General features: G+C 56.6%; 10 protein-coding genes, 1 tRNA gene and 1 pseudogene. 9 read left to right on the forward strand and 3 right to left on the reverse strand.

The annotated features are described in order from the left end of the window. Nucleotides 1-8 precede the first annotated feature (8 nt). Genes P0119_16745 through P0119_16755 form a run of 3 tightly spaced genes read left to right on the forward strand, consistent with a single transcriptional unit; the run spans nt 9 to nt 6,912 of the window. On the forward strand, nt 9-3,179 hold the full coding sequence (locus P0119_16745; GenBank protein MDF0667702.1) for an exodeoxyribonuclease V subunit gamma: 3,171 nt from the start codon (nt 9-11) through the stop codon (nt 3,177-3,179). Further along, nucleotides 3,172-6,516 (forward strand): UvrD-helicase domain-containing protein, encoded by a 3,345-nt coding sequence (locus P0119_16750; GenBank protein ID MDF0667703.1) that lies wholly within the window; start codon nt 3,172-3,174, stop codon nt 6,514-6,516. The genes P0119_16745 and P0119_16750 overlap by 8 nt, the downstream gene beginning before the upstream one ends. A gap of 12 nt (nt 6,517-6,528) precedes the next feature. Beyond that, nucleotides 6,529-6,912, forward strand: a complete 384-nt coding sequence (locus tag P0119_16755; protein ID MDF0667704.1) for a metallopeptidase family protein — start codon at nt 6,529-6,531, stop codon at nt 6,910-6,912. Between the two features lie 52 nt (nt 6,913-6,964). Here the strand turns inward: P0119_16755 and lgt are convergent, their stop codons facing one another. Beyond that, entirely contained in the window at nt 6,965-7,777 is an 813-nt protein-coding gene (gene lgt, locus P0119_16760; GenBank protein ID MDF0667705.1) for a prolipoprotein diacylglyceryl transferase, read from the reverse strand. Nucleotides 7,778-8,220: 443 nt separating this feature from the next. Between lgt and P0119_16765 the strand changes: the two genes are divergently transcribed. The 5 genes from P0119_16765 to P0119_16785 all read left to right on the forward strand — a co-directional run bounded on the left by P0119_16765 (nt 8,221) and on the right by P0119_16785 (nt 10,736). Next, nucleotides 8,221-8,490, forward strand: a complete 270-nt coding sequence (locus P0119_16765) for a YtxH domain-containing protein (protein MDF0667706.1) — start codon at nt 8,221-8,223, stop codon at nt 8,488-8,490. A gap of 808 nt (nt 8,491-9,298) precedes the next feature. Continuing rightward, nucleotides 9,299-9,388, forward strand: a tRNA-Leu gene (locus P0119_16770). Nucleotides 9,389-9,436: 48 nt separating this feature from the next. Next, complete coding sequence (locus P0119_16775) at nt 9,437-9,670, forward strand: hypothetical protein (GenBank protein MDF0667707.1); 234 nt, start codon at nt 9,437-9,439, stop codon at nt 9,668-9,670. A 66-nt stretch (nt 9,671-9,736) separates the two neighbouring features. Beyond that, a complete protein-coding gene (locus tag P0119_16780; GenBank protein ID MDF0667708.1) occupies nt 9,737-10,153 on the forward strand; it encodes a hypothetical protein in 417 nt (138 codons plus the stop codon). 199 nt (nt 10,154-10,352) lie between these two features. Next, nucleotides 10,353-10,736, forward strand: coding sequence for a hypothetical protein (locus P0119_16785; GenBank protein MDF0667709.1), 384 nt, complete (start codon nt 10,353-10,355; stop codon nt 10,734-10,736). Between the two features lie 468 nt (nt 10,737-11,204). On the opposite strand, the gene P0119_16790 is transcribed toward P0119_16785, so the two are convergent. Then, nucleotides 11,205-11,462, reverse strand: coding sequence for a hypothetical protein (locus P0119_16790; protein MDF0667710.1), 258 nt, complete (start codon nt 11,460-11,462; stop codon nt 11,205-11,207). A 509-nt stretch (nt 11,463-11,971) separates the two neighbouring features. Here P0119_16790 and P0119_16795 point away from each other — a divergent pair. Then, nucleotides 11,972-12,130 (forward strand): annotated as a pseudogene (locus P0119_16795) (transposase). Between the two features lie 257 nt (nt 12,131-12,387). Here the strand turns inward: P0119_16795 and P0119_16800 are convergent. Continuing rightward, complete coding sequence (locus P0119_16800) at nt 12,388-12,645, reverse strand: hypothetical protein (GenBank protein MDF0667711.1); 258 nt, start codon at nt 12,643-12,645, stop codon at nt 12,388-12,390. Nucleotides 12,646-12,666: the final 21 nt, after the last annotated feature.

Raw genomic sequence — 12,666 nt, forward strand, 5'->3', positions numbered from 1 at the left:
GACTCGCCATGTTGCGGGTCGTGACCGGTCGGTTTCATCCTGATCTAGAATCTGCTTTGGTCGAGCGTCTCACGCGTATCAAGGCAAGCGATTCGCTCGCGCCCATCGCGATTTTCGTTCCATCCAAGCCATTAGCCGATCGCATTCGCACCCTTCTCGCTGTCGAGCACCGGCTGTCCTTCCTGAACCTGCAAGTCTTGACCTTCCATCAATTGGCTCTGCGACTGGCTGGAGCGGTACCTCCCGCTCACCCGCTGCCGCGGATCGTTGACGAGCTATTCTTCGAACAGTTGGTCCGTCACATTGTTCGCAGCAAGCTCTCCAGCCAGGGTCCCTTACAACGGCTCAGACAATCCTCAGGGACATGGAGCGCGCTCTGGGCGACGATACGCGATTTGAAGGATGCCGATGTCGATCCAGGGCAGGCGCTGCAAGGCCTTCGTGAAGGGTACTTCGAAGAGGAGGACCGAGAATGGCTCGGGGCGCTCATTTCACTCTACGCTGCGGTGAGGGAAGCGGGCAAGACGCTCGGGGTTGGAACGCAGGACGATCTGACTGAGTCGCTCATCCCCGTTGTCCCGACGGCCTCGTTCCTCCAACCATTGAAGGAAGCGTTCTACTACGGGTTCTACGACCTGACGCAGGTGCAGCTGTCTCTCCTTGAAATCATCAGCCGAACCAAGGATACGACGTTGTTTTTTCCGCTGGAAGATGATCCGGCCTATGGGTTCGCCCGGCGATTTTTTGATCGCTACATCCAGCCGTTGGTGAGGCCAGACGAGGCGATGATCCGATTGGAACAGGAATCCCCCATCGTGGCCGAACATCCGGTCCAGCTTAGTATTCGGAGTGTGATCGGGGCAGAGGAAGAATTGGCGGCAACTTGCCGTACGATTCTCGATCTGGTTGAAACCAACGGGTATCGATTCGACGAGATCGGCGTCACCGCCAGGACGCTCGATCCTTACAGTCTGCATCTGCGATCGATCTTCGATCGCCATCGCATCCCCTTTCGGACGACCGCATCGCAGCCGTTGATTCAAGAACCGATCTGCAAGCTCGTGTTGCAACTGGCTTCCCTGCCGTTGAACGACTTGTATCGCGCGTCGGTCCTCGATGTCGTGACGTCTCCGCTCTACGTCACTGATTTGCATGACGAATTGTCGGAGTCATACCGGCCCGAGCAGTGGAAGCTGCTCGTTCAAGCCCTGCACATCACTCACGGAGTCGAGGAGTGGAAACGGTTGGAGCAGGCGAGCCAAGCTTCACTGGTCCTGGAAGGCGAGGAGAGTCTCGTTGATTCTATGGCTATTGCGCCGGAGGTGATTAGTCTGCTCTGGCAGGTGGTCTCACAACTCACACAGGACTGTTCGGCGCTTCCATCACGAGGCACGATCGTCCGGATGGTCGAAGCTTGTCGGGCTCTCGTTGATCGGCGCCTGCGTCGGCCCGAGTCAGCGGAATCGACCGCCGAAGCTGCGGAGCTTGCTCGCCAAGCCGTGATATGGGAGGCCATCGATCGTATTTGGGGCACCCTTATGGAGTTGGAGTCGCTCAATGAGGAGCTGGCTTGGGCCGAATTTGTCGAATTGCTGACGCATACCTTCGAGCGGACGACGAGGCCTCTACACGATAGCTCACCACAGGGGGTGATGGTGAGTGACGTCATGGCGGCTCGCGGGGTGCCGTTCAAGGCTCTATTCGTCCTCGGCCTGAACGAAAAAGTCTTTCCGCGTGTTATCCGAGAGGACGCATTTCTGCGTGATTGCCATCGGCTGGTGCTCGACGCCACGCTCGGATTTAAGATCGATGAAAAGTTGATCGCGTACGGAGAAGAGGCGTTGCTCTTCCACCTGTGCGGGCAAGCTGCATCTCAGCGCCTGTACCTATCCTATCAACGGGCCGATGAATCGGGACGTATCCTGGCTGTCTCTCCCTATCTCGGAGAAGCTCGCCGTCGGTTCGGCCACGATGAGCAACCGATGGATGTAGTGCCTCGTCGTCTGACGGATAGGGTCTTGCAGCGGGCGACGATCAAACGGTTTCTGTCGCCGACTGAACTGAGTCAGTGGTTGGCAATCAATGGGCAGGACCCGACCGATCTTGTGCAAGCACTCGGGCGCGATGCCGAAACGTTCAGGCATGCGGCAGCGGCGCTCGATCGAATCGAAGAGGACGGCATCTCGCTGAATTTGTTCGATGGGATGATCGGGCCGGTCGAGCCCCATTGGACGCGGGTTATGGAACGAGGCCTCGCCCCGACACCGCTCGAACGGTATGCGCGTTGTCCTTTCCAATATTTCGCCGCCGATGTGCTTCGACTCGAGCCGAACCGCGTTGCGATTTCGCAGGAATCGGACGCAGCGCTGGTCGGTACACTCTGCCACGCGACATTACGCCGAGTCTATGAACTGCTTGTGCAGGCAGGCTGGCCGACCGAACCGGTGACGAGTAAGCGGGTGGAGCAGACGATCCGTTCGTCGGTGGAACAGGCGGCGGCGGACTTGGAATCGCAGCATCGGACAGGCCACTATCTGCTATGGGAGTTGGCGAAGGAACTGGTAACGACACTCGTGATCGCGGTGGTGAAGGCGGATGAAACGGAACAGCTCGAACACCCGTACACACCTGTCGCATTTGAAGCGGACGGAGAAGGAACGGCTCCAGGCATCATCGACGAGGGATTATTGAAGATCAGTGGTCGGATTGATCGGCTCGATCGGAACCGGACCTCCGGCGCCCTACGCGTGGTCGATTACAAGTTCAAAGTCGGTTCATCCATGAAACCGGAGGACCGTAATCTGACTCAGTCGGCGGTCCGTGGATATCGGCTGCAACCACCACTCTATAGTTGCCTCACCGTTCCAGGACAACCAACACCGAGCCAGGTGCAGTTCCTGTTTCTCGCTCCTCGGTGGTCACCAACAGTCAGTCGCTCGACGTTTCAGGCGCTGTCATGGTCATCCGATACCGGCACACTCATCCAGACCACGATCAGAACGTTGGTGGACGGCATCCGTACCGGGCGATTTTTTATTCTTCCGGACAGCTATTGCGACGGATGTGAGTTTCGTGTGGTCTGCCGGCGAGAACATGCTCCGACTTGGTGGAGAGCCCATCGTGCGGCAGAACCCAAAGCGCTGAAGATGCTTCGCCTACAGAAGAATGCTGATGAATAACGATCTATTGATATCGGACCGTCTGGCTCGAGAGTCGGCCGAGACGACGTTCGATCGCAACGTGGTCGTCGTAGCTGGAGCTGGGACAGGCAAGACGACCTTACTCGTCAATCGTCTTGTGCATCTGCTCATGAAAGAGCCCAATCCGGTCCTGATTACCCAGGTCGTCGCCTTGACGTTCACCAACAAGGCGGCCACCGAAATGAAAGTACGGTTGCGTGAGCGGCTTGACGTTCTCGCTTGCCCGAAGACCGATTCGATACCATCAAGCGATGGGGGGGCTGTCTCATGCGGCGATCTTCAAGCACGATATAGACTGAGCGTCGACGCAATTGCGGCTCGTGCTCAGACGGCACTCAACGACATTGAAAAGGCCCAGATCGGTACCCTCCACAGTTTCGCCGCGCACTTATTAAGACTCCATCCGCTCGAGAGCGGAGTCGATCCTGATTTCAAAGAAGACGACGGCTTGCGATTTGAAGAGCAGTTCACCGCCGCGTGGGATTGCTGGCTCGATCATGAATTGAGCCGAGCTGGACGACAGCATCATCTGTGGCGATCGGTCTTGTCGTCGACCACTCTCGAAGCGGTCAGCGCGTTGGCCCGGTCCTTGTGCAGTGAATTAATTGATCTCAGTACTCTGCAAATGCAAGTCGAATCGACGGCAGTGGCGCCGGCCATCTTGCATTGGATCCAGCACATGGAAGACCGAGCGGATCAGCTCATGAAAACCTATGATCGGCCGAAGCGCCGTAAGGTCGAGCAGATGCTCGCCGCGACGGCGTCTCTGATGCGGCTCGTGGCAGCAAAAGGGTTGCCAGGCCGGCAAGACTTGACGACGGCAGAAGGAGAATGGCTCGGCAAGGATCTCGGAAGCGTTGTGGCTGGATGGGAAAAAGGCGATTTCAAAGAGGCCGCTTCGTTCATCCAGACGGCGCAACAGCTTCTGTCGGTCGATCATGCATTCTTGAACGATCTCCTGAACCTCCTCATCCCGCTTGTGCGGAACATACGCGAAACCTTTGCTCGGCAAGGCTGGATTTCGTTTGATGGGTTGCTGGCACGGGCACGGATGCTTCTCTTCGAACATCCGTCCATTCGTGAACGGATCAAACGGGACTATCGAGCCGTGCTGGTCGATGAATTTCAGGACACGGACCCGGTGCAGTACGAAATCATCCTTGCCGTCTCGGAGCGGCAGGGCAGCCAGGCGCCTGACTGGCAGGCGATGCGGCTCGAACCGGGGAAACTCTTCATTGTCGGAGATCCCAAACAATCGATCTATGCCTTTCGGCGTGCCGACATCGAAGCCTTCGACCGAGTCGTGGAAAAAGTCACGGCTGATGGTGGAGGGATCGAGACGTTGACGACGAATTTCCGAAGCGATGCGGCAGTCTTGGAGCCGGTGAACGAGGTCTTCGATCGGCTGTTCGAACGGAAACCGCTGGTCCAGCCGGCGAATGTCCGCCTGAAGGTGCGCCCTCAGCGACGACCGGCCTCGATCGAGGCTGGCGTTCGTCTCAGCGTGACAATCCCGGACGGTGAACAAGAGACATTCGATGCGGCAGGAGCGACGAGGGCCGAGAGCGAAGTGCTGGTTCGCTGGTTGACTGACGAGGTCCTGAATCGTCCTTCCATGAAACCCGGCCACGTGGCGTTGCTGTTTAGAAAGCTTACGCAAGCCGATGCCTACCTCGATGCCCTGCGTCGACACGACATTCCCTACATCATTGAAGGGGAGAAACATTTCTATCGCCGCCAAGAGGTGATCGATCTTGTCAATTTGCTGCGGGTCTTGGATCATCCTCACGACGACATCGCCTTGACCGGCCTCCTTCGTTCACCGCTTGGGGGGCTAGCGGATGGGGAACTCTATGAGCTCAAGCAGGCGGGGTATTTCAATTATCTCGATGCGAAGCGCCTGGAGGGATGGTCCCATGCTCGTGCCGCCGCAGTGCGGCGACTGTACGAGCACCTGGCTTGGCTCCATCGGGCCATCGCTGTGCTGCCATTGGTAGAGGCCATCGAACTGATGTTTGACCGACTACCCCTCCTCGATTTGGCCGCCGCATCGCTCCATGGCGAACAGGCCGTGGCCAATCTCATGAAGGTCAAACAGACGACTGCTTCATTGGCCGACCGGCCCCACATGACCTTGAGTGGATTTGTGGAGCTTATGATCGCCAGGCTTGAGGAACAACCGGACGAATCGGAGAGCCCTCTCGCCGAGGAGTCGCTCGAAGCCGTGCACGTCTTGACGATTCATAAAGCCAAAGGCTTGGAGTTTCCCATTGTGGTGCTGCCGGGACTCCACCAGGGGAGCGGGCGGGAGCGGAGCGTGCCGCAGGTCTCGTACGATTGGTCGAGTGGAACCTATGGGCTTGCTCTGGACCGTCATCGATCCCTCGGCTCGCTGCTGGTCCAGCACAAGCTGCGGCTGCGAGAAGAGGCGGAACGGCGACGCGTGCTCTATGTGGGGATGACCAGGGCTAAGGAATTGTTGTTGTTATCGGGAGGGATGATGAGCCGCTTCGTCGGTGAAACGGTTTTCGACCTGTTGCAGAACATCGGTACGGGGGAGATCGGAACAGTCTCGACCGAGGCCTTGAAGGTCGGCGGAAGCACGATTCCTCATCGCGCCGTTGCGGCGCCGAAACGAAAGTCGCCACGCCGACGTTCTGAACGCGTGGGTAGCGCGTCATTGATCGATCCACAGGAGATCGCCGCGCTGTGGGAAGCAAGGACGGTTCGATGGACCGAGATTCGTGAGACCCCACATCATCTGACGTCCACGAGGCTGGGTAAGCGAGGGGTGGACATACGTGAGACGACCCCTGTTCGACAGGATATGGAGATCGGACGGTTGGCCGGTGTGGTGGCGCACCGCCTGCTCGAGCGATGGGATTTTTCACAGGACCCTTCTGGGTTACTTGCTGAGGTTGAGTCAGCCGTTCGATCTGTCCTTGCACCAGACGAACAACCTCGGGCTGGAGCGGTCGCCGGCTCCGTGAACGATCTCCTGGTGACGTTCGGTCGATCGGAGGCCTATGCACGGCTCCGCTCATCCCACATCCTTGGTCGGGAGGTCCCGTTCATCATGCCGTGGGAGGAGAGGCAGGTCATGGAAGGAGTCATCGACCTCATATACCGGTTGGATGGAGAGCTCTGGATAACCGACTATAAGACGGACATGGTATCGACGGATCAATCGTCGGCTCGGGCTGAGCAGTACCGCACACAGAGTGAGGTCTATAAGGCTGCTGTAGTGCAGGGACTGGGAATCAAGCCGCGTTTTCACTGTCTGTTTCTGCGATGCGCAACGGCAGTAGAGCTATAAGGGTAGGGGAGAATGGAAAGGACCAGGCGCGAGCATATCTCAGCTGAGGCCTTTGCAAAGCTGGTTCAGCAGGCGATCGCTGACCTGCCGTCTCCCTATGCCAAGCTGATGGAATCGATCGCCGTCGTGGTGGAGGAGGAGCCGCCGCAAGACGTGCTCGAAGACCTTGAACTGGACAGAGCGGACGATTTGCTTGGGCTGTACCAAGGCCAATCGCTGGCGGCTGACTCATTTTTCAGGCCAGGCGGGGAAGCGCCTCCGCGGATTTCCATCTATCGCGGACCGATCCTCCGACTGTGTGAGAGTCCGGAAGACGTGGTGCAGGAAGTGTACGACACGGTCGTGCACGAGTTGGGCCACCATGTGGGTCTGGACGATGATGAGATGCCATATTGACAAAGCGCTGAGTTTAAAGCGTCGGAAACCTCTAACTCAGCCCTCATCACTGTTAGGAGTGCGCAGCCGTCAGTCTCGATTTTTGATAGCCCCAGATAAGCATGCTGGCCCCAACCAACACCATGGGCAAAGACAGAATTTGACCCATGGTGATCGGTCCCAAGATAAATCCCAAGTGCAGATCCGGTTCACGGAAGAATTCAACGATCAGTCGGCTGATCCCGTAACCGGTGATGAAACTCCAAAAGACCGTGCCGGCCGGGGTCGGACGTCGATCGATCCACCATAATGCTGTGAATAAGACAAGGCCTTCCAATGTTGCCTCATACAATTGAGAGGGATGGCGGCAAGCAGGGCCCCCCGCTGGAAAGACCATGCACCAACCCACGTCGGTTGACCGACCGAAGAGTTCACCGTTGATGAAGTTTCCGATCCGACCGAACCCTAAGCCGATCGGTGTGACGCAGGCGGCCAAGTCTGCGATGGTATAGGCAGGAATTCCTTGCCTCCTGCTGAACCAGATCAGGGCAATGATGGTTCCGAGGAGCCCACCGTGGAAGGACATGCCTCCTTCCCAGACCGCGACGAGTTTCAGCGGGTTTTGGATGTAGTAGGAAAAATTGTAAAAGAGCGTGTAACCGATGCGCCCACCGAGAAATACGCCGAAAGCAGCGTAGACGACCATGTCGTAGATCTGGTCCTTCCTGATCGTCAGTTCTTTTCGGGCGACTTTGTGTTGGATAAGGAAGTAGGCCGTGGTCAGGCCGATCAGGTACATCAACCCATACCAGCGGAGTTGGATGGGTCCTAGTGCCACAATAACTGGGTCGATGTTTGGGTAGGGGATGGCGGCTGCGGGACCCATCACTGTGCTTTCAGTCCAGTCCTTCGTGAGATGGCGCTCATAGCTTGAAAGGAACGCGAATCTTGATCATACACAGTACCCTTCGCGACCTACGGCAAAACTTGCCGCTGGATCATACGGGGGCTCTTGTGTCAATGCAAGCGCGACAAAGGTTAGAAACGCCTAAAGTTTAAACCCGGTAAATCGGCTTCCATGGCTGATTGGCCAGCATGGATGAATCAAAAGTGTTGGTTTTCTGAAACGACTGTGTCTCGATCTGTCGAGAAAAAGAGACCAAAAATTAGTCACTCTTAATTACCAAAAAACGCCTCCTACGGTTTTCCGCGGAATTCGCGTCCCCTACGAACATTCTTATCCTGGCACAGAGCGTGCTCAAACACCTCACCATAGGAATGGTTCTTAAACAATCTTCCGGCTCATTCACCATCACGAGGAGGTTCACCATGTCGGAGCAGGAGAATCAGGTCGCCAAGGCAGCAGCACTTATCGCCGGTGGGGCGGTCATCGGAGCAGGACTCGGGCTCCTCTTCGCTCCACAGACCGGTGTGGAAACTCGTCGAAGCATCAGCCGCTACGCCCGTAAGGCGCAGGTGCAGACCAGCCGATGGGGCAAGGCGATCAAGTCGGGAGTGGAGGGAGCGCTGGACCGTAAGGCCGGGAAAGAGAAGGGCTGTGAACAAGAACGGCCACAACTGACTGCGGTGTTGAACTAAGCTTCTCGAAGATCATCGGTAGCAGGTCACCCCGTCGCTCTCCTCCGTCGGCACGGGCTGCCTGGTACCGATGGTCCGAGGGGATCCGAATACTGATGGTCCCGGCCAGTTTTCCTACTCGATCACCTTCTTTCGGGTAGCCGGAAATGTCCAGGCTCCCTTTGGGCTCCTCGTGCCAGGTGAGACAATCCTCAGTATAGTAGGGCCGCATCGGGGTGCTGAGGAGCCTTCCCCCGTCGATCCATTCGACAAGCGGCATCGTCGAGGCCGGTTGACTCGCATGCCGCTTCAGCACCGTTTCTTCGCACGAATCCGCCCATTCTGCTCCGAACGGCGACAGTCAATCCCGTAAAGCCTTCCTGGACGGTCGCGAGCGCATGCAGTTTTCCATTCTACGTATGAAATTGATACCATAGCTGTTCCGCGTTACTCCGGGCTTTTTGATGATGGCTCCGATACCCTCTTGATGGGAAATAGGGAGGAGAAAGCCATAGGCCTGCCGGACCGGTGCGGGAACGGTTCCGCTCACGAGCGAGACCAACAGATCCAGCTCGCCTTCTTCCATTGTGATGAACAGATGTGGAAACCGGGCGACCTGCAGGGTCGGAACGAAGGGGGTCTGTCCGCTGCACGTTCTAGCGCATTGAGGACGAGATTGCTGGAAGAGTTTTCCTGAAGGTCTTGTTTGAGCTAACGGTGTCCTATTTCAGTTGCACGGCACTCCACGTCGGGTATGGTGGATGGGTTGGGAAGAGGGGGCGAGAAAAGTGACTGTGGTCCGTAGCCGCTATGGTAGAATCCGCCTCTCGCCGGAGTGGCGGAATAGGCAGACGCAAGGGACTTAAAATCCCTCGGGCTCACAAGGCCTGTACCGGTTCGATCCCGGTCTCCGGCACCAGTCGCTGTGGCTCGTGTATCAGTCGCGAACGAACCTATAGAGGGATTCATGAATACAAAAGGAATCGTGATGGCGGTTGCCGGGGTGACTCTCTTTCTTGGTGCCATTGGCATTGGGGCGTGGGTGATGACGGCGCCTTTGGAAGCGGGAGAAGCAGAAACGAAACGGTGTAATGAATATGTGGTTGAGTTGGATCAGGTGAATAAGTACAAGTGGTTTTGGACGCCCTATCATCAGCGCATGGCGTTCAACACCTGCATCACCAAGAAAATAGGCCAGTAGCAATAGTCGGTACCCCTTTCTTTCTCAGACTCAGCGGTTGATCATTTCTTTCTGCAAGGGTGGCGCATGTCTTCCGCTCGTGCCGTATCTTCTACAATTCTCATTGCGTTCACGCTTCTTCAGCTGTGGAGTGTGGCGCCTATCTTTGCCGAGTGGCTACTGATCGATGGCAATGACAAGGCGAAAGTCTATGTCGATACTGAGACCATCAGCCGAAAAGACGACTTGGTAAGAGTCTGGGTCTTAGACGATCTGAAAACCGTCCACACCAGAGGTTTCAGCAAATACTTGTCCGTACGAGCTCAGGAAGAACACGATTGTGTCAATGAACGTTTTCGACTCCTGGAGTTGGAAAATACCTCAGGGAATATGGGGACAGGTAGCGTGGTTTACAAGAAATCAGGAGAGTCAGGCTGGGCACCCATCCCGCGAGGAACCTTGGCCCAGTCGGTTTGGAAATTTGTGTGCGGGGGGAAGAGATGAATGGTGACCACCCGAGTCAAGCTGATGGATTATACGCCGAAATCAGGCCTGATGAGCCGCCCTGGCCTGTCTGCGGAACAAGATCACGTGAAGCCCCAGTTCGCGCCTGCTCCTGGTAGACTATCTCATGTGAGCCGGAAATCACCGGATAGACGTTGATTTGTTCCTGCACCAGGTACGTCTTTCACAGGAGGGTTACATGTTCGGCCCAATTACGCTGCCGTTCGGAGCCAAGATGTTGTTCAATACGGTGAAGCTGAAACCAGGCGTCAGTTTCGAGGATGTCGAGTTGGCCGTCGGAGAGATGTGCATGGTGGTCAAGGAAACCTACGGCGGTGAGAAAGGAGGCTTCTTGGCCGGGCAAGTCTTCAGGTTCTCAGGCTTCGTGTCAGATGAGGGCTCGCTCATCGACAACAAGGCCACCGACGAGCATTACGCAATCGTGACCTACTGGCGATCTTTTGAGGCACACGAGAAGTCCCATGCCGACGAACTATTCACCAGCAAATTTGCATCCATGGTGAACATGTGCTCGGAGACCAAGGAACTCGGCTATGACATGCTGTGGCAAGGGGCACCGTGAAGCAGCAGATGGGGCAGACAGCTTGGAAAGGTCGCTCGCTGACTTGTCAAGTTCAACTCCAAGCTTCTCTGGCTTTGAAAGTAATATGGCCGAGACTTTCAAAGCGCGAAGAGTGTGGAAAATTCCTTCCGAGATTGGTGGGCGCTCGAGTCACAGAAAAGCTGTGGGAGGAGTACAAAGTCTTGTCCACCAGCACACCCATCCGACTGCAGAGACGGCGAAGAAAAGGGAGCACACTCCGCTCACTCTGATTCAGGACATCGGGCACTTGTCCTTGCCGGATCTTGCAGCGCAAGGCTGGCGTTCACAAAACAAGATGTGACCCCGCCTCTTGATCACTTCCCGGTTGCCGATAATTTCGAAATCACCAGACTCGTTCCCAACTATTTGTAGTTTTCGTTCGCGGAGCGTTAAACTCACTACCATCACCCACAATCTCCCGTTTTGTGCTTCACAGATTGCGCGGCGTCACTTCTTAAAGATCAGCCTCGGGTTCGTCATGTTCGCCGTCGCAACCGTTACCAATTCCCACCCATTGGCGCCGAATTCATTCAACGTGGCCCGCATGTCCTCCGTGTCTGGCAGCACCTCGATGATTTGATATTGATAGCGCTTCGGCTCCTGAGCCGTTACCGCGAATGGTTGGCCAAGGAGCAACATGAGTCCGAGGGCCACAAGACTGACGGCTGCTATTGTCCACGCAACTGAAATTCGTACGGTCAACATATATCACCTCGCAGGAGTTGTAGGTTAAGACTTGCGCCATGCGCCAGTTCTGCCGACGCGACATCCTCTACCTCTGTTCTTACTGGCTGCTTGGCCTCGTTACAAGTGTCGGCGGCGAGCATTGTGTTCGAGTCGTGGCGATCTATTCTGGTTCGCGTTGAGTCAGTCCGACATTAGACACGATGCCCTTGCGTGCAGCCGCTGATTCGCGTCCCAGGAATTCAACGTACTGACGAGCGAGGAGGCGTCGCGATGACGACTCGGACCTCTCGTCCCTCTGACCCTGAGGAGCTGCGGTTGTTCCTGCCGTTGCCTCGCGACTGGTTGCCGGAGGACCACCCGGTGTACTTCCTGGCGGATCTGGTGGAAGGACTGACTCTCACGCCTATCCTCGCCACCTATGGCGAGATGACGCGAGGCACGGCGCGGGATTATCCGCAGCTGCTGGTGACAGTGCTGCTCTATACCTACGTCGTCTGGATCCCGGCCTCGTGGCAGATTGCGCGGAAGCTGGAAGACGACTCTACGCTCGGCGCAAGGCCATCGCCGAACCGGTGTTCGGCCAGGCCAAGCAGGGCTGTGGCTATCTGCAATTCCTGTTGCGGGGGATTTGGCAGGTGCGTGGAGAATGCGTGATGATCTGTCCGACCCACGATGGGCCTAAGCTCTGGACCGATCTCCGTCGTCAACGGCGACGACTCGGCAAGGGGTTACAGGCACTGGGCAGAAGCCGGAGCGGAAAGCCCAGGGGTAGTTGAAGATTGCCAGGCTCATCCGTCTGTAGGCGTACGAACGCTGGTTCAACTAGAAAGATCAGGCTCCGCTCACCTCAATGTCGGACAGGCTCGTAGAGCCAGTATAAGCGTGGCCGATAGGCCGTGCTGTGCTCGATCTGTTCCATCTCATGCGTTAGCCGCAGCAGGCGTCACTTCTTAAAGATGAGCCTCGGTTCCGTCATGCTGCCCATCGAGACTGCCACCAGTTCCCATCCGTTGGCGCCGAACTCGTTCAGCCTCGTCTGCATGTTCTCAGTATCGGGAAGGACTTCAATGATTTTGTACTGAAACCGTTTCGGCTCTTGTGCTTTCGCGGGGAACGGTTGGTCAAGGAGCAGCAAAAACCCGAGGGCCCCAAGAGTGACGACGGCGATTGTCCAAGCAACTGAAATTCGTATGGTCAACATATATCACCTCGCATGTGATTT

The sequence above is a fragment of the Nitrospira sp. genome (assembly GCA_029194665.1).
Classification (GTDB): domain Bacteria; phylum Nitrospirota; class Nitrospiria; order Nitrospirales; family Nitrospiraceae; genus Nitrospira_D.